Genomic DNA, 20529 nt, shown 5'->3' on the forward strand with positions numbered 1-20529 from the left:
CTGAATTTTGTCACCTGCGCCACGCCCGATTTCTTGCCCAGCGGAGTATTCCTTGTCACGTGCCCAGCCCGCCATCCTTGTTCTAGCTGACGGTTCGATCTTTCGCGGCCTGTCCATCGGCGCCGACGGCATCACGACCGGTGAGGTGGTATTCAACACCGCGCTGACCGGCTATCAAGAAATCCTCACCGATCCCTCGTATTCGCGCCAGATCGTCACGCTGACCTACCCCCATATCGGCAACACCGGCATCAATGCCGAGGACGTCGAGGCGGACCGCATCCACGCAGCCGGCCTGGTGGTACGCGATGCGCCGCGCCTGCATTCGAACTTTCGTGCCGCCCAGTCCCTGCCCGATTACCTCAGAAGCCAGAACATCGTGGCGATCGCCGACATCGACACGCGACGGCTGACGCGCATCCTGCGTGAAAAGGGCGCGCAGAGCGGCTGCATCATGGCGGGCGCAGTGGACGAAGCGAAAGCAATCGAGGCCGCGCGCGCCTTCCCGGGTCTGGCCGGGATGGACCTCGCCAAGGTGGTGACGGCGCCGGCGTCCTACACGTGGAGCGAAACCGAGTGGAAGCTCGGCGCCGGCTATGGCCAGCAAACCGAACCGCGCTTCCATGTCGTCGCCTTCGATTACGGCGTCAAGCGCAACATCCTGCGCATGCTGGCCGAGCGCGGTTGCCGCCTCACCGTGTTGCCGGCCACCGCGACCGCGGCCGAGGCGATGGCGCTGAAGCCGGACGGCATCTTCCTCTCCAACGGCCCCGGCGATCCCGAGCCGTGCGACTACGCGATCCAGGCGATTTCCGAGCTGGTTGCTGCAGGCGTGCCGACTTTCGGCATCTGCCTCGGCCACCAGTTGCTGGCACTCGCCTCGGGTGCGAAAACCGTCAAGATGAAGTTCGGCCATCACGGCGCCAACCATCCGGTCAAGGATCTCGACAGCGGGCGGGTGGCGATCACCAGCCAGAACCACGGCTTCGCGGTGGATGCAGCGACGCTTCCGGCCAATATCCGCAGCACCCATGTCTCGCTGTTCGACGGCTCGCTGCAAGGGATTGCGCGTACCGACGCCCCCGCATTCAGCTTCCAGGGCCACCCTGAAGCCAGCCCCGGCCCGCACGACGTGAGCTATTTGTTCGACCGATTTATCAAGTTGATGGCCGACCATGCCCAAGCGCACTGACCTTAAAAGCATTCTCATCATCGGCGCCGGCCCCATCGTCATCGGGCAGGCGTGCGAATTCGACTACTCCGGCGCCCAGGCGTGCAAGGCGCTGCGCGAGGAGGGCTACAAGGTCATCCTCGTCAACAGCAATCCGGCGACGATCATGACCGACCCGGACATGGCCGACGTCACCTACATCGAGCCGATTTCCTGGCAGGTGGTCGAAAAGATCATCGCCAAGGAGCGCCCCGATGCGCTGTTGCCGACCATGGGCGGGCAGACCGCGCTCAACTGCGCGCTCGATCTGGCCCGCCACGGCGTGCTGGAAAAATACGGCGTCGAGATGATCGGCGCGTCGAAGGAAGCGATCGACAAGGCGGAAGACCGCGAAAAGTTCAAGGCCGCGATGACCAAGATCGGCCTCGGCTCGGCGCGTTCGTCGATCGCCCACAGCCTGGAAGAGGCACTGCAGGTGCAGGCGGCGCTCGGCTTTCCGTCGATCATCCGGCCCTCGTTCACGATGGGCGGCTCGGGCGGCGGCATTGCGTACAACAAGGACGAATTCATTGCCATCTGCGAGCGCGGCCTCGAGGCCTCGCCCACGCACGAGCTGCTGATCGAGGAATCGCTGCTCGGCTGGAAAGAATACGAGATGGAGGTGGTGCGCGACCGCAAGGACAACTGCATCATCATCTGCTCGATCGAGAACTTCGATCCGATGGGCGTGCACACCGGCGACTCGATCACCGTGGCACCGGCGCAGACGCTGACCGACAAGGAATACCAGATCATGCGCAACGCCTCGCTGGCCGTGCTGCGCGAGATCGGCGTGGAAACGGGCGGCTCCAACGTGCAGTTCTCCATTAACCCGGAAGACGGGCGCATGGTGGTGATCGAGATGAACCCGCGGGTGTCGCGTTCGTCTGCGCTGGCGTCGAAGGCGACCGGCTTTCCGATCGCCAAGGTGGCGGCCAAGCTGGCGGTCGGCTACACGCTCGACGAACTGCAGAATGACATCACCGGCGGCGCGACCCCGGCTTCGTTCGAGCCGTCGATCGACTACGTGGTGACCAAGATTCCGCGCTTCGCGTTCGAGAAATTCCCGCAGGCCGACGACCGCCTGACGACGCAGATGAAGTCTGTCGGTGAGGTGATGGCGATTGGCCGCAGCTTCCAGGAGTCGCTGCAGAAAGCGTTGCGCGGGCTGGAAGTCGGCGCCGACGGCTTTGACCCCAAGACCACCGATCAGGAAGAAATCGAAGCCGAACTGATGTCGCCCGGCCCCGAACGCATCTGGTACGTCGGCGATGCGTTCCGCGTCGGCATGAGCCTGGAGGAAATCCACGCGGCCTCGAAAATCGACCCCTGGTTCCTCGACCAGATCCAGGGCCTGATCGAACTGGAAACCTCGCTGGCCGGACGTGCGCTGACCGATCTCGGCCGCGACGAGCTGCGCCAGTTGAAGCGCGCCGGTTTCTCGGATCGCCGCCTGGGCAAGCTTTTGAGCACCGACCAGCACGCGGTGCGCGCACGCCGTACCGAACTGGCGCTGCATCCGGTCTACAAGCGGGTCGACACCTGCGCGGCCGAGTTTTCCACGCAGACCGCCTACATGTATTCGACCTATGAGGAAGAATGCGAGTCGCATCCCACCGACGCCAAGAAGATCATGGTGCTGGGCGGCGGCCCGAACCGCATCGGCCAGGGCATCGAGTTCGACTACTGCTGCGTGCATGCCGCACTGGCGCTGCGCGAGAACGGCTTCGAGACCATCATGGTCAACTGCAACCCGGAGACCGTGTCGACCGACTACGACACTTCAGACCGCCTGTACTTCGAGCCGCTGACGCTGGAAGATGTGCTGGAAATCGTCCGCATCGAGAAGCCCTTCGGCGTGATTGTGCAGTACGGCGGGCAGACGCCGCTGAAGCTGGCGCGTGACCTGGAACGGAACGGCGTGCCCATCATCGGCACCAGCCCCGACATGATCGATGCTGCCGAAGACCGCGAGCGTTTCCAGCAGATGCTGCACGACCTGGGTCTCAAACAACCGCCCAACCGCACCGCGCGCAACCCGGAGAGCGCGATCCGCATGGCCGAGGAAATCGGCTACCCGCTGGTGGTGCGCCCGTCCTATGTGCTGGGCGGCCGCGCGATGGAAATCGTGCGGGAGGAGGCCGATCTGCGCCGCTACATGACCGAAGCGGTCAAGGTGTCGAACAAGTCGCCAGTGTTGCTCGACCGTTTTCTCAATGACGCGATCGAGGTCGACGTCGACGCGCTGTCCGACGGCGAGCAGGTGGTGATCGGCGGCATCATGCAGCACATCGAGCAGGCAGGCGTGCATTCGGGCGACTCGGCGTGCTCGCTGCCGCCCTACAGCCTGTCGAATGACATCCAGGACGAGTTGCGCCGCCAGACGGTGGCGATGGCGAAGGCGCTGAAAGTGATCGGCCTGATGAACGTGCAGTTCGCAATCCAGGGCGACACCGTCTACGTGCTGGAAGTGAACCCGCGCGCCTCGCGCACCGTGCCCTATGTGTCGAAGGCGATTGGCGCGCCGCTGGCGAAGATCGCTGCGCGCGCGATGGCGGGCATCTCACTGAAGTCGCAGGGCTTCGAAAAAGAAATCATCCCGCCGTATTTCTCGGTCAAGGAAGCGGTGTTCCCGTTCCGCAAATTCCCCGGCGTCGACACCATCCTCGGCCCGGAAATGAAATCGACCGGTGAAGTCATGGGCGTGGGCGACACGTTCGGCGAGGCCTTCGTCAAGTCGCAGCTGGCGTCGAGCTCGGAGCTGCCAAAGCCGGGCGGCCGCGCTTTCGTCAGCGTGCGCTCGGGCGACCGCGACGCCATAGTCGAGGTTGCGCAGGCGCTGCTCGACCTTGGTTTCAGCCTGGTCGCCACCCGCGGCACGGCGCAGGCGATCGAGTCGGCGGGCATTCCGGTGGCCATCGTCAACAAGGTCAAGGAAGGCCGGCCGCATATCGTCGACATGATCAAAAACGGCGACATCGATTTCATTGTCAACGTGGTCGAAGACAAGAAAGCGGTGAAGGACTCCTACGCCATTCGCGCCGAGGCGCTGTCACGCCGGGTCGTGTATTTCACCACCCTGGCTGGCGCGCATGCAGCCTGCATGGGCATGCGGCATGGCGACGAACTCGAGGTGTATTCCCTGCAGGCGCTACATCAACGCCTGCACTGAAAGAAAAGGTTAGCGTGTGAATAAATTTCCCATCACTGTCGTGGGCGCAGAAAAGATGCGCGCCGAGTTACAGCATCTGAAAACCGTGGAACGGCCTGCCGTGATCCAGGCGATCGCCGAGGCGCGTGCGCAGGGTGACCTGTCGGAAAACGCCGAGTACGACGCCGCCAAGGAAAAACAGGGCTTCATCGAGGGCCGCCTGGCCGACCTGGAAGCCAAGCTGTCCAACGCGCAGATCATCGACCCGAAGACGCTCGACGCCGACGGCCGCATCGTGTTCGGCGCGACAGTCGAGCTGGAAGACGCCGAATCGGGCGACACCGTCACCTATCAGATCGTCGGCGACGACGAGGCCGACATCAAGCAGGGCATGATTTCGGTGTCGTCGCCGATCGCGCGCGCGCTGATCGGCAAGTATGCCGGCGACGGCGTGGATGTGCAGGCACCGGGCGGCGTCCGCCATTACGAAGTGCTCGACGTCGAGTACAAATAAGCATGCGGCGCTTCTGGGATGGCCTCGCCGGAACGCTGCTGGTGCTGTGGATCGGCGGCATCTGGGCGATCGGCTATGTCGCCGCGCCCGTGCTGTTTGCCAGCCTGGGCGACGACAAGCAGTTGGCAGGCATGCTGGCGGGCAAACTGTTCGAGATGATGGCGTGGATCGGGATCGCCGCGGCGGCCTATCTGCTGATCTACCGCATTGCGCGCGACGGCGGCGCGGCGCTGAAAACCCTGTTCTTCTGGGCAGTGGCGGCGATGCTCGGGCTGACCCTGGTCGGCCTGTTCGGCATCCAGCCCATCCTGCAGGGCCTGAAGGACCAGGCCATGCCGTATGCCGTGATGCAAAGCGTGTTTGCCGACCGTTTCCGGCACTGGCATGGGGTATCGAGCATCCTCTACCTGATCCAGAGCGCGCTCGGGCTGCTGCTGGTCTGGCGTTCGGGGCTGGCGCGCTAGCGCCGCCCGAGGGCAATTAGCGCGGCAGGACGATGACGGGCTTGGCAGCGGCGCGATAAACCACCAAGACCTTGCCGATCTGCTGCACCGGGGCGGCGCCGGTCGTCGTGCAGATTTCCTCCATCCAGGCGCGCCGGGTCTCCGGCTCGTCGGTGGCCGCCTTGATCTTGATCAATTCATGCGCGTTCAGCGCAAGATCGACCTCCTTCAATACGGCAGCGGTCAGGCCCTGGTTGCCGATCATGACCACCGGCTGGCGCGTGTGGGCCAGGCCCTTGAGGAATTGCCGTTGTGCGGGCGTGAGTGGTTTCATGCAGATTTCCTTCAAATGAGCGCGGATTGTAGCCGATAGAGCGGATAGAGATGGCGCAGAAACCCAAGCGGACCAAATCGGGCAGTGCTTGGATGCATGAGCACGTGACTGATCCCTACGTCAAAAAGGCGCAGCAGGACGGCTATCGCTCGCGCGCCGCCTATAAACTGCTGGAAATTGACGCCCGCGATCATCTTCTGCGGCCCGGCATGACCGTGGTCGACCTGGGCGCAGCACCCGGCAGCTGGTGCCAGGTGGCGGTACAGAAGCTGAAAAGGCAGGGCAGGGTGCTGGCGATCGACTTGTTGCCGGTGGCGCCGATGCCCGGGGTCGACAGCCTGGAGGGCGACTTCACCGAACCGGCGGCGCTGGCCTGGCTGGAAGAAAAGTTGCAATCCGGCCGGGTTGACCTTGTATTAAGCGACATGGCGCCCAACATCAGTGGGGTGATACTGAGCGATCAGGCCCGCCAATATGAGCTGTGCGAGCTGGCGCTTGATTTTGCGGTGAACTGGCTGAAACCTGACGGTGCTTTTCTCGTCAAAGTATTTCAAGGCGTCGGCTTCGAGGAATTTCGGGCGCAGATGCGGCAGGCGTTCGAGCAGGTGCTGATCCGCAAGCCCGATTCTTCGCGTGACCGCAGCACCGAAGTTTATCTGCTGGGGAAGCGCCCGCTTGCCGCGCAGCAAGCTGCCGTGACAAGCCCGCAAGAACAGGTTTAGAATGAGTCTAAACGCGCTGCGCCCAATTGAATGTGCCGTCACCGGCACTGAGGAGTGAATGTGAACAACCTGTCCAAGAATATCGCTGTCTGGCTGATCATCGCCGTTGTCCTGATGACGGTATTCAACCAGTTCGGCGCGCAGCGCACCACGCAGACGCAGATGCCGTACTCGCAGTTCATCGAGGAAGTGCGCCAGCAGCAGATCACCAAGGTGGTGATCGAGGGCAACGTGTTGAAGGGCGAGCGCACCGATGGCCAGCGCTTCACCAGTTACGCGCCGAGCGATCCCTGGATGGTGTCCGACCTGCTGAAGAACGGGGTCTCGGTCGAAGCCAAGCCGGAAGAACAGCCGTCCTTCCTGATGAGCCTGTTCATTTCCTGGTTCCCGATGCTGCTCTTGATCGGCGTGTGGATCTTTTTCATGCGCCAGATGCAGGGCGGCGGCCGCGGCGGCGCGTTCTCGTTCGGCAAGAGCAAGGCGCGCCTGCTGGACGAAAATGCCAACCCGGTGACCTTCGCCGACGTCGCCGGCTGCGACGAAGCCAAGGAAGACGTGGCCGAAGTGGTCGACTTCCTCAAGGATCCGACCAAATTCCAGAAGCTGGGCGGCCACATCCCGCGCGGCGTGCTGATGGTGGGCCCCCCGGGCACCGGCAAGACGCTGCTGGCGCGCTCGATCGCGGGCGAAGCCAAGGTGCCGTTCTACAGCATCTCCGGTTCGGACTTCGTCGAGATGTTCGTCGGCGTCGGTGCGGCGCGCGTGCGCGACATGTTCGAGCAGGCCAAGAAAAGCGCGCCCTGCATCATCTTTATCGATGAAATCGACGCAGTCGGCCGCCAGCGTGGTGCCGGCCTCGGCGGCGGCAACGACGAGCGCGAGCAGACGCTGAACCAGCTGCTGGTCGAAATGGACGGCTTCGAGGCAAGCACCGGGGTCATCGTGATCGCCGCGACCAACCGTCCCGACGTGCTCGACCCGGCGCTGCTGCGCCCGGGCCGTTTCGACCGCCAGGTGGTGGTGGGTCTGCCCGACATCCGCGGCCGCGAGCAGATCCTGCTGGTGCACATGCGCAAGGTGCCGCTGGCGCCCGACGTACGCGCAGACATTCTCGCGCGCGGCACCCCCGGCATGTCCGGCGCCGATCTCGCCAACCTGGTCAACGAGTCCGCGCTGTTTGCCGCGCGCGGCAACAAGCGCCTGGTCGATATGGACGACTTCGAGAAAGCCAAGGACAAGATCCTGATGGGCGCCGAGCGCAAGTCCATGGTGATTACGCCCGAGGACAAGAAAAAGACCGCGTATCACGAGTCGGGCCACGCGGTGATCGGCATGACGTTGCCGGGCTGCGACCCGGTACACAAGGTCACGGTGATTCCGCGCGGCCGTGCGCTGGGCGTGACAATGTCGCTGCCGGAGCTGGACCGCTTCAGCCTGTACAAGGACGAAATGCTGTCGCAGATCAGCATGCTGTTCGGTGGTCGAGTGGCCGAGGAGCTCTTCGTCGGCAGCATCTCGACCGGCGCGTCCAACGACTTCGAGCGCGCCACCAGCATCGCACGCGACATGGTGACTCGCTACGGCATGTCCGAGGCCCTGGGCCCGATGGTGTATGGCGAAAACGAGGGCGAAGTCTTCCTCGGCCGCTCGGTGACCACGCACAAGAACATGAGCGAGGCCACGATGCAGAAAGTCGACGCCGAGATTCGCCGCATTCTGGACGAGCAGTACGCGGTGGCGAAGAAAATCCTCACCGAGAGCCGCGACAAGGTTGAGGCGATGACCGCCGCCCTGCTGGAGTTCGAGACCATCGACGCCGACCAGATCGGCGACATCATGGCGGGGCGTCCGGCCCGTCCGCCGAAGCCGGCTGCCACGCCGCAACCGCCTGCGGGTGGCGGCGACAAGCCAAGCGCGCCGGCGCCGACTGTGCAGCCGGCCGAGGAAACCTGAGCGTCGATCCGGTTCCACGCACTACAATGGAGGGGCTTTGGCCCCTCCCTTTTTATGCCCGTTCTCCACGCCGGTTCGCACCGACTCTCTCTGGCCCGCCCCCTCGTGATGGGGATCGTCAATGTCACGCCCGATTCGTTTTCGGATGGTGGGCGTCTGGGCGATGTGCAGGCGGCCATCTACCATGCGCTCAAGCTGCAGGAAGCGGGGGCCGATATCCTTGACGTCGGTGGGGAATCCACCCGCCCGGGCGCGGCTGCCGTGCCGGCCGACGCGGAAATGCGGCGGGTGCTGCCGGTGATCGAATCCTTGGCGCGTCGCGGTTGTGTGGTGTCGATTGATACGATGAAACCCGAGGTGATGCGCGCGGCGCTGGCTGTTGGGGCGGCGATGGTCAACGACGTGATGGCGCTGCGCGCACCGGGCGCCGTGGCTGCGGTGGCCGAATCGGATGCAGCGGTGTGCCTGATGCACATGCAGGGCGCGCCGCGGACCATGCAGCAGGCACCGCACTATGCCGATGTGGTGGACGAGGTCAGGCAGTTTTTGCAGGACCGCGTCACAGCCTGCGAAATAGCGGGCATCGATCGCGCACGGATGGTGATCGACCCCGGCTTTGGTTTTGGCAAGACGCTGGCGCACAATCTGGCCCTGCTGAGGCATCTGGACCGTCTGACGGAAATCGGCGTGCCCGTTCTGGCGGGGCTGTCGCGAAAATCGATGCTGGGCACGCTCACCGGGCGGAGCGTGGAAGAACGTGAATTTGCCGGGGTGGCGGCACATCTGATGGCGGTGGCGCGCGGCGCGAAGATTCTGCGGGTGCACAATGTAGCGGCCATGCGCGATGCGCTGGTGATCTGGAATGCAGTGGAGGAACAACACGATGGGACGTAAGTATTTTGGCACCGACGGCGTGCGCGGCAGGGTGGGCGAGTCGCCGATCACGCCCGAATTTGTCATGCATCTTGGCTATGCCGCAGGCCAGGTGCTGGTGGCCGACCGCGGCAGCCTGCCGCCCAACCAGCACCCGACCGTGCTGATCGGCAAGGACACCCGCATTTCCGGCTACATGCTGGAAGCCGCGCTGGAAGCGGGCCTCACCGCGGCCGGGGTGAACGTGCTGATGACCGGTCCGATGCCGACACCGGCGGTGGCCTACCTCACGCGTGCGCTGCGTCTGCAGGCCGGCGTGGTGATTTCGGCCTCGCACAATCCGTTCGAGGACAACGGCATCAAGTTCTTTTCCGCCAGTGGCGAAAAGCTGCCGGACAGCGTGGAAGAAGCGATCGAAGCGCGGCTCGATCATCCGATCGTGACCGTCGAGGCCCGCCAACTGGGGCGCGCCCGCCGCATCGAGGATGCCGCTGCGCGCTACATCGAATTCTGCAAGAGCACCTTCCCCAACAACCTCGACCTGCGCGGCATGCGTATCGTGGTGGACTGCGCCAACGGCGCGACGTATCACATTGCGCCGCATGTGCTGCACGAGCTGGGAGCCGAGGTGGTCGCCATCGGCAATGAGCCGAACGGCTTCAACATCAACGACGAATGCGGCGCCACCTACACCGATGCCTTGTCGAAGGCGGTGCGCGCCCACCGCGCCGATCTGGGGATTTCGCTCGACGGCGACGGCGACCGCCTGATGATGGCCGATGCCGCGGGCCGGATTTACGACGGCGACCAGCTGGTCTACGTCATCGCGCGCCACCGCATCCAGAGCGGCTACATGAAGGGCGGCGTGGTCGGCACACTGATGACCAATCTCGGCACCGAGCACGCGCTCGGGCGCATTCAGGTCCCGTTCGAGCGCGCCAAGGTGGGCGACCGCTATGTGCTGGAGCGCCTGCATGCCAACGGCTGGGTGCTGGGCGGCGAGACCTCGGGCCATATTCTTTGTCTGGACAAGCACACCACCGGCGACGGCATTGTCTCCGCGCTGCAGGTGCTGCGCGCGGTCCGCGAGACGGGCGAGACGCTGGAAACCCTGACCGCCGATCTCGAAACCTATCCGCAGGTGATGATCAACGTGCGGGTGGCGAAGGGCTTCAAGCTGGATGCGGCGCCGGCGGTCGGGACGTCGGTTGCCGACGCGGAATCGGCCCTGAACGGCAGTGGGCGGGTCGTCCTGCGCGCATCCGGGACCGAGCCGCTGATCCGCGTGATGGTGGAGGGTCGGGATGCGGAACTGGTTCGCCATACGGCTGAAACAATAGCAGCGGTTGTCAGGACTGCAGCTACGGGCGGGTGATTTCCCGTCCTGAAATATATCTGTAATATTCGCCCGTTAGTATGGCGACGTCGCCCATGCGGCAATGTCACGACTACCGGAGATTTACATGCGTACATTCAACAAACTGGTTCAAGCCGCTGCTGCTGCGGTCCTGGGCCTGGCTTACTCGGCTGGTGCACTGGCCGCCGACATCACGGGCGCGGGCGCAACCTTCCCCTATGCCATCTACACCAAGTGGGCCGAGGCCTATCAGTCCGAGACCGGCAACAAGGTCAATTACCAGGGCATCGGCTCCTCGGGCGGCGTCAAGCAGATCCGCGCCAAGACCGTTGATTTCGCTGGCTCCGATGCGCCCGTGAAGGACAGCATCCTGGACGCTGCGGGTCTGATCCAGGTCCCCGTCGTGATGGGTGGCGTCACCATCGTCGTCAACGTTCCCGGCATTGCGTCGGGCGCGCTGAAGCTGGATGGCGTGACTGCCGCCAATATCTTTCGCGGTGCCATCACCAAGTGGAATGACCCGGCCATTGCCAAGCTGAACCCGGGCATTAAGCTGCCGGACATGGCCATCACCGTGTCGCATCGTTCGGATGGTTCTGGCACCACCTATGTATTCACCCACTATCTGGCCAAACAGTCGGCAGACTTCAAGCGCGAGGTCGGTGCTGGTAATACGGTGAACTGGCCGCGTAACGCGGTCGGTGGCAAGGGCAATCCGGGCGTCGCCGCCAATGTGCAGAAAATCCGCGGCTCGATCGGCTATGTGGACATCGCCGATGCCATGCAGAACAAGATGATCTTTGTAGCGCTGAAGAACCGCGCCGGCAATTACATCGTGCCGAGCCAGCAGGCTGTTGCCGATGCCGCTGCCAACGCCGACTTCAAGGTCAAGGGCATGGCCCCCGATCTGCTCGATCAGACGCACAAGAACGCCTGGCCCATTACCAGTGCCACTTATATCCTTGTGTATGAGAAAGGCGGCAATGCGGCGAAGCAGAAGAGTGTGGTCGACTTCTTTACCTGGTCGCTGAACAAAGGCCAGAAAATGGCCGCCGATCTCGGCTTCGTGGCGTTGCCGCCCAATGTCGCGAAGATGGTCGAAGCAGAGATGAAAAAAATCAGATAAGTCTGCTGAGTTGAATGACGGATGCCGGGACGGCCCAGCCGCCCCGGCTTTCTACGAAAGCGCCTGCCCCAGCGGCGGGTGTTCCCGCAGACACTATTGAACCGATAGGCACCCCACCGTGAGTGAGACCAGCGTAAGCGCCGCCGGAATTGATCTGCATGCCAGGCAGGTTCGCAAGTTTCGCCTGCAGGACAGGTTTTTTCATCATTCCACCCAGCTGTTTGCCTTCGTCGTACTGGCGGCACTGGCAGGCATCCTGGTGTCGCTCACGATCGAAGCCTGGCCCAGCCTCGAGGCATTTGGCCCGTCCTTTCTGTGGACCAATATCTGGAGCGTGCCTGACGACGAATACGGTGCGCTGGCCGCCATTTACGGCACGGTCGTGACGTCCGTGCTGGCACTCCTGATTGCGGTGCCGATCAGTTTCGGGATTGCGCTGTTCCTGACCGAAACCTGCCCGGTGTGGCTGCGTCGGCCGCTGGGAACCGCAATCGAACTGCTGGCGGGCATCCCGTCGATTGTGTACGGTATCTGGGGCCTGTTCGTTTTTGCGCCGCTGTTTGCCGACCATATCCAGCCCCCGCTGCAGGCGCTGCTGGGCGATGTGCCGGTGATCGGCAGCTGGTTCTCCGGCCCGCCCATCGGCGTGGGCATCCTGACTGCCAGCATCGTGCTGTCGCTGATGGTGATTCCCTTCGTCGCCTCGGTCATGCGCGACGTGTTCGAAACCGTGCCGCACGTGCTGAAGGAATCGGCCTATGGCATGGGCTGCACCACCTGGGAGGTGATGCGCAACATCGTGCTGCCCTACACCCGCGTCGGCGTCATCGGCGGCATCATGCTGGGGCTGGGTCGCGCGCTGGGCGAGACCATGGCAGTCACCTTCGTCATCGGCAACGCCAACCGCATCAACGGCAGCCTGTTTGCACCCGGGACTTCGATTGCCTCCACGCTCGCGAACGAGTTCGGCGAGGCTGATCCCGGCCTGCATATCGCCTCGCTGTTTGCGCTGGGCCTGGTGCTGTTCATCATCACCTTTGTCGTGCTGGCGATTTCGCGCTGGCTGATCAGCCGCAGCATGGGCCGTGAGGGCTTGTAAATGATGATGAGCCTGTACACCCGCCGCATCTGGGTCAACCGCATCGGCATCACGCTGTCCATGCTCGCGATGAGCCTGGGCCTGATCGCGCTGATGTGGATTCTATGGACGCTGTTTTCCAAGGGCTTTGCCGCGCTGAGCTGGGATCTGTTTACCCAGGACACCCCGGCGCCCGGCTCCGAAGGTGGCGGCCTGCGCAATGCCATCGTCGGCAGCGGCCTCATCCTGCTGTTTTCCATGCTGATCGCGACGCCGGTCGGCATTCTCGCCGGCATCTACCTGGCGGAATACGGACGCGTTTCGAAATTCGCGGCGCTCACCCGCTTCATGACCGACATCATGCTGTCGGCGCCGTCCATCGTCATCGGCCTGTTCGTCTATGCGCTGTTCGTGGCGACCACCGGTGGGTTTTCCGGCTGGGCCGGCTCGCTGGCGCTGGCGCTGATCGCGATTCCGGTGGTGGTGCGCACCACCGAGAACATGCTGAAGCTGGTGCCGACGAGTCTGCGTGAAGCGGCCTTTGCCGTGGGCGCGCCGCGTTGGCAGGTGTCGCTCAAGGTGACGCTGCGCGCGGTCAAGTCGGGCGTGGTGACCGGCGTGCTGCTGGCGATGGCGCGCATCACCGGCGAGACCGCGCCCTTGTTGTTCACCGCGCTGAACAACCAGTTTTTCAGCACCAACATGGCGGAACCGATGGGCAACCTGCCGGTGGTGATCTACCAGTTTGCGTTGAGCCCGTACGAAAACTGGGTGAACCTGGCCTGGGGCGGTGCGTTGTTGATCGCTTTTCTGGTACTGGCAGTCAACATCGTTGTGCGCGTCGCGTTCCGCAACAAAGACAAACGTTAATTTCATCGGAGCTACGCTGTGCCCAATCAAACCACGCCCGATCAAGCCGCTTCCGCCGCCGAAAATACGGCCCTGCAGGTCCGCAACCTGGATTTCTTCTATGGCGACTTCAAGGGCCTCGACAACGTCAGTCTGGACATCGCCCAGAAGAAGGTGACCGCTTTCATCGGTCCGTCCGGATGCGGCAAATCCACGCTGTTGCGGACTTTCAACCGCATGTATGACCTGTACCCGGGGCAGCGCGCCGAAGGCCAGATCCTGTTCCACGGCAAGAACCTGCTCGACAAAAGCCAGGACGTGAATCTGGTGCGCGCCAAGATCGGCATGGTGTTCCAGAAGCCGACCCCGTTTCCGATGACGATCTACGAGAACATCGCCTTCGGCGTACGCCTGTACGAGCGCATGTCGCGCAGCGCGATGGACGATCGCGTGGAATGGGCGCTGAAGAAGGCCGCTTTGTGGGGCGAGGTGAAAGACAAGCTGCAGCAGAGTGGCCTGTCGCTTTCCGGTGGCCAGCAGCAGCGCCTGTGCATCGCGCGCGCGGTTGCGGTCAAGCCCGAAATCGTGCTGCTGGACGAGCCGACCTCGGCGCTGGACCCGATTTCCACCGCCAAGATCGAAGAACTCATCAACGAACTGAAAAGTGACTACACCATCGCCATCGTCACCCACAACATGCAGCAGGCGGCCCGGATTTCAGATTACACGGCCTTTATGTACCTGGGCGAGCTGATCGAATTCAACGAGACCGCCACCATTTTCATGCGACCTGAAAAGAAGCAGACCGAGGACTATATTACCGGCCGTTTCGGCTGATCGATTGCCCCTGGCAGCGCGCTCGCGGTTGACCCGCGGGCGCGTTGCGCTTACCATCGCGCACTTTTGTTTGGCAGACCTCCCATGCGCAAGAAACTCGTAGCCGGTAACTGGAAAATGCACGGCAGCCTGGCAGAAAATGCCGCGCTGCTGGACGCAATCAAGCCCGCCCTGGCGGGGATCGATGCCGTGGTGTGTGTGCCGTTTCCCTATCTGGCGCAGGCACAGGCAAGCTTGACGGGGTCGTCCATTGCCTGGGGTGCGCAGAACGTGTCCGAACAGGCCAAGGGTGCGTTCACCGGCGAAGTGTCGACCGGCATGCTGCTCGATTTCGGTTGCAAGTACGTGATCGTCGGCCATTCCGAGCGGCGCAGCCTGTATGGCGAATCCGACGCGCTGGTGGCGAAGAAATACATGGCCGCGCAAGCCGCCGGCCTCACCCCCATTCTGTGCGTGGGTGAATCGCTGGACGAGCGTGAGTCGGGCGTGACCGAGGCGGTCGTTGCGCGACAGCTCGATGCGGTGATCCAGACCGCCGGCGTCGCCTCGTTGGCGAAAGCCGTGGTGGCCTACGAACCCGTGTGGGCGATCGGCACCGGCAAGACCGCCAGCCCGGAGCAGGCACAGGCGGTGCATGCCTTCATCCGCGGCAAGATTGCGGCGCTCGACGCGGGCGTGGCAGACGGGCTGGTGATCCAGTACGGGGGTAGCGTAAAAGCCGCGAATGCGGCAGAATTGATGGCTCAGCCCGATATCGATGGCGGCCTGATTGGCGGCGCTTCCCTGGTCGCTGACGACTTCATCGCGATTTGCCGGGCAGCTGCTGCCAACTAAGAGTTAAACATGGAAACACTGGTCTGGATCCTTCACATTATCGTTGCCGTCGTGGTCATCGTGCTGGTGCTGCTGCAGCATGGCAAGGGTGCGGACATGGGCGCGGCATTCGGCAGCGGCTCGTCGGGCAGCCTGTTCGGTGCCACCGGTTCGGCCAACTTCCTCAGCCGCAGCACCGCCGTCATGGCAACCGTGTTCTTTCTGACCAGCCTGGTCCTGGCTTATTACGGACTGCAGCAAAAGAAACCCGCAGCCAGCGTACTGGACCGGACCGGCGTGCCGACGACCATCCAGCCCGTCGCGCCTGCAGCGCCCGCAACGGCACCGGAGGGCGGCTCCAGGGCAGCAGACATCCCGCAGTAAAAACCTCAGCCGGACGCGCTCGCGTCCGGCACATTGGAAGGGCGAAAGCCCTTTGGCCGACGTGGTGGAATTGGTAGACACGCTATCTTGAGGGGGTAGTGACCTAGGTCGTGCGAGTTCGAGTCTCGCCGTCGGCACCATCAAATTTCCTGATTTGTTCATTAGCGCAGGCTATCGAATAAGCTTTTGATTATAAAGACAAAAGTACCAATTTTTCGGCTTGACAGTCGGCGCGTCAGACTAATACACTCGGGTCATAATTATTCAATAGCCTAACAGGCATATTCGGAGGAACCCGGTGCTGGAGAATTACCTCCCCATTCTGTTGTTTATCCTGGTTGGCCTGGCCTTTGGCATCGGTCCCATCATCGCGGGCAGCCTGCTGGCACCCAACCGCCCCGACAGCGAAAAACTCTCTCCCTACGAATGCGGCTTCGAAGCCTTCGAAGACGCGCGCATGAAATTCGACGTGCGCTACTACCTCGTCGCCATCCTGTTCATCCTGTTCGATCTGGAAATCGCCTTCCTTTTCCCGTGGGCGATCGTGCTGGAGGAAATCGGCATGCCTGGCTTCATCGCGATGATGGTTTTCCTTGGCATTCTGGTCGTCGGTTTCATCTACGAGTGGATGAAGGGAGCCTTGGAATGGGAGTAAGGCTTTTGAGCCGTTGGGCGAGGGGCCCCGCGCCAGCGGGGATCGACCCGGCGAAGAGGCCTGCCCGCGACGCGCAGGAAGCGGGCATGTTGACGACGCTTGCAGAGCGGGCGTGGGTGACAAGTTGGGCGAAGGAGGCCGAATGAGCATCGAAGGCGTCCTCGAGCAGGGCTTCGTCACCACCAAGGCCGACCAGCTCATCAACTACATGCGCACCGGCTCGATGTGGCCAATGACCTTCGGCCTGGCGTGTTGCGCGGTGGAAATGATGCAGGCCGGCGCCTCGCGCTACGACCTCGACCGCTTCGGCATCGTGTTTCGCCCCAGCCCGCGGCAGTCCGACGTGATGATCGTTGCCGGCACGCTGTGCAACAAGATGGCGCCGGCACTGCGCAAGGTCTACGACCAGATGGCCGAGCCACGCTGGGTGATCTCGATGGGCTCGTGCGCCAACGGCGGCGGCTATTACCATTACTCGTACTCGGTGGTGCGCGGCTGCGATCGCATCGTGCCGGTCGACATCTACGTCCCCGGGTGTCCGCCCACCGCGGAAGCGCTGCTGTTCGGCATCATCCAGTTGCAGAACAAGATCCGCCGCACCAATACCATCGCCCGCTGACCGCCCATGTCCCAGACCCTGGATACCCCCGCTTTGCCTCTTGAAACCGCGCTCGGCGATGCGCTGGTGCAGTCCTTCGTCCGGCTGGGCGAATTGACGCTCGTCGTCAAGTCGCAGCATTACGAAGCGGCGATGCGCACACTGCGCGACCATCCCGACTGCCGCTTCGAGCAGCTGATCGACCTGTGCGGGATGGATTACTCGGACTACGGCGATGGCATCTGGGAGGGCCCGCGTTTTGCCGTGGTCGTGCACCTGCTGTCGCTGACCTACAACCAGCGTGTGCGCGTGCGCGTGTTCTGTCCTGACGACGCCCTTCCGGTGGTGGCCTCGATGGTCGATATCTGGCCGTCGGCCAACTGGTTCGAACGCGAAGCCTTCGACCTCTATGGCATCGTGTTCGAGGGCCATCCCGACCTGCGCCGCATCCTCACCGACTATGGCTTCATCGGCCATCCGTTCCGCAAGGACTTCCCGCTGTCGGGCAACGTCGAGATGCGCTACGACCCGACCCAGCAGCGGGTGATCTACCAGCCGGTGTCGATCGAGCCACGCGAAATCGTGCCGCGCATTGTGCGTGACGAAAGCTACGGGGCAGGGCGCTGACATGGCCGAAATCCGGAATTACACGATGAACTTCGGCCCCCAGCACCCGGCCGCGCACGGCGTGTTGCGCCTGGTGCTGGAGCTCGACGGCGAAGTGATCCAGCGCGCCGACCCGCACATTGGCCTCTTGCACCGCGCGACCGAGAAGCTCGCCGAGCACAAGACCTTCATCCAGTCGGTGCCCTACATGGACCGCCTCGATTACGTGTCGATGATGGTCAACGAACACGCCTACGTGATGGCGATCGAGAAGCTGCTGCAGATCGACGTGCCCGAGCGCGCGCAATATATCCGCGTGATGTTCGACGAAATCACCCGCGTGCTGAACCACCTGTTGTGGCTGGGGGCGCATGCGCTCGACGTCGGCGCGATGACGGTGTTCCTGTATGCCTTCCGCGAACGCGAGGACCTGATGGACTGCTACGAGGCGGTCTCCGGCGCGCGCCTGCATGCAGCCTATTACCGTCCCGGCGGCGTCTACCGCGACCTGCCGGACACGATGCCGCAGTATGCGGCGCAGCACACCCGCAACGAAGCGACGATGAAGTCGATGAACGCCAACCGTCAGGGTTCGCTGCTCGACTTCATCGAGGATTTCACCCAGCGCTTCCCGACTTACGTCGATGAGTACGAGACGCTGCTGACCGACAACCGCATCTGGAAGCAGCGCACTGTTGGCATCGGCGTGGTGTCGCCCGAGCGCGCCAAGGCGCTGGGCTTCACCGGTCCGATGCTGCGCGGTTCCGGCGTCGAGTGGGATCTGCGCAAGAAGCAGCCCTACGAAGTCTACGACCGCATGGACTTCGACATCCCGGTGGGCACCAACGGCGATTGCTACGACCGCTACCTGGTGCGCATCGAGGAAATGCGCCAGTCCAATCGCATCATCAAGCAGTGCGTCGACTGGCTGCGCAAGAACCCGGGCCCGGTGATCGTGGAAAACCACAAGGTCGCGCCGCCGTCGCGACTCGACATGAAGCAGAACATGGAAGAGTTGATCCACCACTTCAAGCTCTTTACCGAAGGCATGCACGTGCCGGCCGGCGAGGCCTACGCTTCGGTCGAGCATCCCAAGGGCGAGTTTGGGATTTACCTGGTGTCGGACGGCGCCAACAAGCCCTATCGTCTGAAAATCCGCGCACCGGGCTATGCGCATCTGGCGGCGCTCGACGAAATGAGCCGTGGCCACATGATCGCCGACGTCGTTGCCATCATTGGCACGCAGGATATCGTTTTCGGGGAGATCGATCGCTGATGTTGTCTAAGGATTCTCTCGCGTTGATCGACGCCGAAGTCGCCAAGTATCCCGCCAACCAGAAGCAGTCTGCGGTGATGGCCGCGCTGCGCATTACGCAGTCGGAGAAGGGCTGGCTCAAGCCCGAGCTGATCGAATATGTCGCCGACTACCTCGAGATGCCGGCGATCGCCGCCTACGAGGTCGCGACCTTCTACAACATGTATGACACCCACTCGGTGGGGCGCCACAAGATCACTCTGTGCACCAACCTGCCGTGCGTACTGAGCGGGGCGGGTGAAATCGCCGAACATCTGAAACAGAAGCTCGGCATCGGCTTTGGCGAAACCACCGAGGACGGCCGCTACACGCTGAAGGAAGGCGAGTGCATGGGCGCCTGCGGCGATGCGCCGATGTGCCTGCACAACAACCACAAAATGCACACGCATCTCACGCCCGAGAAGGTAGACGCGTTGCTGGACGAGCTGAAATGAGCCTGCTCAAGCCTACCCACAAGGTCTGCAGCTGGACGCAGGAACTCGACAACCCGGGTTCACTCGCGACCTATGTCGCCAACGGCGGCTACCAGGCGCTGCGTCGCGTCGTCACCGAGCCAATGTCGGGCGACGCCATCATCGCCGAACTCAAGACCAGCGCGCTGCGTGGGCGCGGCGGCGCGGGCTTCCCGACGGGCCTGAAATGGAGCTTCATGCCGCGCGCGTTTCAGGGCGACAAGTACATCGTCTGCAACAGTGACGAGGGCGAGCCGGGCACCTTCAAGGACCGCGACATCCTGCGCTACAACCCGCACCAGCTGATCGAGGGCATGGCGATCGCCGGTTACGTGCTGGGTGCCAAGGTCGGCTACAACTATATCCACGGCGAGATTTGGGATTGCTACGAGATCTTCGAGGCGGCGCTGAAGGAAGCACGCGACGCCGGCTATCTCGGCGACAAGCTGTTCGGCACCGATGTCAGCTTCCAGCTGCACGCGCACCACGGCTACGGCGCCTACATCTGCGGCGAGGAAACTGCGCTGCTGGAATCGATCGAAGGCAAGAAGGGGCAGCCGCGCTTCAAGCCGCCGTTCCCGGCGAGCTTCGGCCTCTACGGCAAGCCGACCACGATCAACAATACCGAGACGCTGGCTTCTGTGCCATGGATCGTTCAGCACGGCGGCCAGGCCTTCCTCGAACTCGGCAAGCCCAACAATGGCGGCCCCAAGCTGTTCTCGGTGTCGGGCCACGTCAACAAGCCGGGCAACTACGAAGTGCCGCTCGGCACGCCGTTCTCCGAGCTGCTGGAGATGGCAGGCGGGGTGCGCAACGGACACAAACTGAAAGCTGTGATTCCGGGCGGCTCGTCGGCCCCGGTGCTGCCGGCCGACGTCATGATGGACTGCACGATGGACTTCGATTCGATCGCCAAGGCGGGCTCGATGCTGGGCTCGGGCGCGGTCATCGTGATGGACGAGACCGTCTGCATGGTGCGTGCGCTGGAGCGGCTGTCGTATTTCTATTTCGAGGAATCCTGCGGCCAGTGCACGCCCTGCCGTGAAGGCACCGGCTGGATGTACCGCATCATCCACCGCATCGAGCACGGCGAGGGTCGGCCGGAAGATCTCGAATTGCTGAACAGCGTGGCGGGCAAGATCGGCGGCCACACCATTTGCGCGCTGGGCGACGCCGCGGCAATGCCGGTGCAAAGCTTCCTCAAGCATTTCGGCGACGAGTTCGCGTACCACGTCGAACACAGAAAGTGCATGGTCTGA

General features: G+C 63.1%; 21 protein-coding genes and 1 tRNA gene. 21 read left to right on the forward strand and 1 reads right to left on the reverse strand.

Annotated features, from left to right (window positions below):
• Window positions 1-52: 52 nt before the first annotated feature.
• From carA to Q8R61_RS04395, 4 genes are read left to right on the forward strand one after another with little or no spacing between them, the layout of a single operon-like run.
• Entirely contained in the window at window positions 53-1192 is a 1140-nt protein-coding gene (carA, locus tag Q8R61_RS04380) for a glutamine-hydrolyzing carbamoyl-phosphate synthase small subunit (protein ID WP_305534602.1), read from the forward strand.
• Window positions 1176-4382, forward strand: a complete 3207-nt coding sequence (gene carB / locus Q8R61_RS04385) for a carbamoyl-phosphate synthase large subunit (RefSeq protein ID WP_305534604.1) — start codon at window positions 1176-1178, stop codon at window positions 4380-4382. Before carA ends, carB begins: the two co-directional genes overlap by 17 nt.
• Before the next feature lie 16 nt (window positions 4383-4398).
• Complete coding sequence (gene greA / locus Q8R61_RS04390; protein WP_305534606.1) at window positions 4399-4875, forward strand: transcription elongation factor GreA; 477 nt, start codon at window positions 4399-4401, stop codon at window positions 4873-4875.
• Between the two features lie 2 nt (window positions 4876-4877).
• Complete coding sequence (locus Q8R61_RS04395; RefSeq protein WP_305534608.1) at window positions 4878-5339, forward strand: DUF4149 domain-containing protein; 462 nt, start codon at window positions 4878-4880, stop codon at window positions 5337-5339.
• 16 nt (window positions 5340-5355) lie between these two features.
• Here the strand turns inward: Q8R61_RS04395 and yhbY are convergent, their stop codons facing one another.
• Window positions 5356-5652 carry a ribosome assembly RNA-binding protein YhbY gene (yhbY, locus tag Q8R61_RS04400; RefSeq protein WP_305534610.1) on the reverse strand — a complete coding sequence of 99 codons (297 nt, stop codon included), beginning with the start codon at window positions 5650-5652 and terminating at the stop codon, window positions 5356-5358.
• Between the two features lie 50 nt (window positions 5653-5702).
• On the opposite strand from yhbY, the gene Q8R61_RS04405 reads away from it, so the two are divergent.
• From Q8R61_RS04405 to nuoF, 17 genes are all read left to right on the forward strand, one after another.
• Window positions 5703-6374, forward strand: a complete 672-nt coding sequence (locus Q8R61_RS04405; protein WP_305534612.1) for an RlmE family RNA methyltransferase — start codon at window positions 5703-5705, stop codon at window positions 6372-6374.
• 60 nt (window positions 6375-6434) lie between these two features.
• Entirely contained in the window at window positions 6435-8327 is a 1893-nt protein-coding gene (gene ftsH, locus Q8R61_RS04410) for an ATP-dependent zinc metalloprotease FtsH (RefSeq protein WP_305534614.1), read from the forward strand.
• Between the two features lie 54 nt (window positions 8328-8381).
• Window positions 8382-9221: a dihydropteroate synthase gene (folP, locus tag Q8R61_RS04415; protein ID WP_305534616.1), complete on the forward strand. Its 840-nt coding sequence runs from the start codon at window positions 8382-8384 to the stop codon at window positions 9219-9221.
• Window positions 9211-10575 carry a phosphoglucosamine mutase gene (gene glmM, locus Q8R61_RS04420; RefSeq protein ID WP_305534618.1) on the forward strand — a complete coding sequence of 455 codons (1365 nt, stop codon included), beginning with the start codon at window positions 9211-9213 and terminating at the stop codon, window positions 10573-10575. Before folP ends, glmM begins: the two co-directional genes overlap by 11 nt.
• A gap of 88 nt (window positions 10576-10663) precedes the next feature.
• Complete coding sequence (gene pstS, locus Q8R61_RS04425; protein ID WP_305534619.1) at window positions 10664-11683, forward strand: phosphate ABC transporter substrate-binding protein PstS; 1020 nt, start codon at window positions 10664-10666, stop codon at window positions 11681-11683.
• Between the two features lie 118 nt (window positions 11684-11801).
• Window positions 11802-12782 carry a phosphate ABC transporter permease subunit PstC gene (gene pstC / locus Q8R61_RS04430; RefSeq protein ID WP_305534621.1) on the forward strand — a complete coding sequence of 327 codons (981 nt, stop codon included), beginning with the start codon at window positions 11802-11804 and terminating at the stop codon, window positions 12780-12782.
• A gap of 3 nt (window positions 12783-12785) precedes the next feature.
• Window positions 12786-13631: a phosphate ABC transporter permease PstA gene (gene pstA, locus Q8R61_RS04435; protein ID WP_305534717.1), complete on the forward strand. Its 846-nt coding sequence runs from the start codon at window positions 12786-12788 to the stop codon at window positions 13629-13631.
• Window positions 13632-13649: 18 nt separating this feature from the next.
• On the forward strand, window positions 13650-14447 hold the full coding sequence (gene pstB, locus Q8R61_RS04440; RefSeq protein WP_305534622.1) for a phosphate ABC transporter ATP-binding protein PstB: 798 nt from the start codon (window positions 13650-13652) through the stop codon (window positions 14445-14447).
• Between the two features lie 84 nt (window positions 14448-14531).
• Window positions 14532-15281: a triose-phosphate isomerase gene (tpiA, locus tag Q8R61_RS04445; RefSeq protein WP_305534624.1), complete on the forward strand. Its 750-nt coding sequence runs from the start codon at window positions 14532-14534 to the stop codon at window positions 15279-15281.
• Between the two features lie 9 nt (window positions 15282-15290).
• Window positions 15291-15644 carry a preprotein translocase subunit SecG gene (gene secG, locus Q8R61_RS04450; RefSeq protein ID WP_305534626.1) on the forward strand — a complete coding sequence of 118 codons (354 nt, stop codon included), beginning with the start codon at window positions 15291-15293 and terminating at the stop codon, window positions 15642-15644.
• 55 nt (window positions 15645-15699) lie between these two features.
• Window positions 15700-15784 (forward strand) — tRNA-Leu (locus Q8R61_RS04455).
• Window positions 15785-15942: 158 nt separating this feature from the next.
• Window positions 15943-16299 carry an NADH-quinone oxidoreductase subunit A gene (locus tag Q8R61_RS04460; RefSeq protein ID WP_305534628.1) on the forward strand — a complete coding sequence of 119 codons (357 nt, stop codon included), beginning with the start codon at window positions 15943-15945 and terminating at the stop codon, window positions 16297-16299.
• Window positions 16300-16441: 142 nt separating this feature from the next.
• Entirely contained in the window at window positions 16442-16918 is a 477-nt protein-coding gene (locus Q8R61_RS04465) for an NADH-quinone oxidoreductase subunit B family protein (protein WP_305534631.1), read from the forward strand.
• A gap of 6 nt (window positions 16919-16924) precedes the next feature.
• Entirely contained in the window at window positions 16925-17524 is a 600-nt protein-coding gene (locus Q8R61_RS04470) for an NADH-quinone oxidoreductase subunit C (protein WP_305534633.1), read from the forward strand.
• A gap of 1 nt (window position 17525) precedes the next feature.
• Window positions 17526-18779 (forward strand): NADH-quinone oxidoreductase subunit D, encoded by a 1254-nt coding sequence (locus Q8R61_RS04475; RefSeq protein WP_305534635.1) that lies wholly within the window; start codon window positions 17526-17528, stop codon window positions 18777-18779.
• Entirely contained in the window at window positions 18779-19252 is a 474-nt protein-coding gene (nuoE, locus tag Q8R61_RS04480) for an NADH-quinone oxidoreductase subunit NuoE (protein ID WP_305534637.1), read from the forward strand. Before Q8R61_RS04475 ends, nuoE begins: the two co-directional genes overlap by 1 nt.
• Window positions 19249-20529: an NADH-quinone oxidoreductase subunit NuoF gene (nuoF, locus tag Q8R61_RS04485; protein ID WP_305534639.1), complete on the forward strand. Its 1281-nt coding sequence runs from the start codon at window positions 19249-19251 to the stop codon at window positions 20527-20529. Before nuoE ends, nuoF begins: the two co-directional genes overlap by 4 nt.

The sequence above is a fragment of the Thiobacillus sp. genome, from assembly GCF_030696885.1.
In the GTDB taxonomy this organism is placed as follows: domain Bacteria; phylum Pseudomonadota; class Gammaproteobacteria; order Burkholderiales; family Thiobacillaceae; genus Thiobacillus.

What these genes read in the sequence shown, in the direction of transcription:
- carB (WP_305534604.1), top strand. Translation starts at nt 1,176, where the DNA reads ATGCCCAAGCGCACTGACCTTAAAAGCATTCTCATCATCGGCGCCGGC.
- Q8R61_RS04395 (WP_305534608.1), top strand. Translation starts at nt 4,878, where the DNA reads ATGCGGCGCTTCTGGGATGGCCTCGCCGGAACGCTGCTGGTGCTGTGG.
- yhbY (WP_305534610.1), bottom strand. Translation starts at nt 5,652, where the DNA reads ATGAAACCACTCACGCCCGCACAACGGCAATTCCTCAAGGGCCTGGCC.
- Q8R61_RS04405 (WP_305534612.1), top strand. Translation starts at nt 5,703, where the DNA reads ATGGCGCAGAAACCCAAGCGGACCAAATCGGGCAGTGCTTGGATGCAT.
- folP (WP_305534616.1), top strand. Translation starts at nt 8,382, where the DNA reads ATGCCCGTTCTCCACGCCGGTTCGCACCGACTCTCTCTGGCCCGCCCC.
- glmM (WP_305534618.1), top strand. Translation starts at nt 9,211, where the DNA reads ATGGGACGTAAGTATTTTGGCACCGACGGCGTGCGCGGCAGGGTGGGC.
- pstS (WP_305534619.1), top strand. Translation starts at nt 10,664, where the DNA reads ATGCGTACATTCAACAAACTGGTTCAAGCCGCTGCTGCTGCGGTCCTG.
- pstA (WP_305534717.1), top strand. Translation starts at nt 12,786, where the DNA reads ATGATGAGCCTGTACACCCGCCGCATCTGGGTCAACCGCATCGGCATC.
- tpiA (WP_305534624.1), top strand. Translation starts at nt 14,532, where the DNA reads ATGCGCAAGAAACTCGTAGCCGGTAACTGGAAAATGCACGGCAGCCTG.
- secG (WP_305534626.1), top strand. Translation starts at nt 15,291, where the DNA reads ATGGAAACACTGGTCTGGATCCTTCACATTATCGTTGCCGTCGTGGTC.
- Q8R61_RS04465 (WP_305534631.1), top strand. Translation starts at nt 16,442, where the DNA reads ATGAGCATCGAAGGCGTCCTCGAGCAGGGCTTCGTCACCACCAAGGCC.
- Q8R61_RS04470 (WP_305534633.1), top strand. Translation starts at nt 16,925, where the DNA reads ATGTCCCAGACCCTGGATACCCCCGCTTTGCCTCTTGAAACCGCGCTC.
- Q8R61_RS04475 (WP_305534635.1), top strand. Translation starts at nt 17,526, where the DNA reads ATGGCCGAAATCCGGAATTACACGATGAACTTCGGCCCCCAGCACCCG.
- nuoE (WP_305534637.1), top strand. Translation starts at nt 18,779, where the DNA reads ATGTTGTCTAAGGATTCTCTCGCGTTGATCGACGCCGAAGTCGCCAAG.
- nuoF (WP_305534639.1), top strand. Translation starts at nt 19,249, where the DNA reads ATGAGCCTGCTCAAGCCTACCCACAAGGTCTGCAGCTGGACGCAGGAA.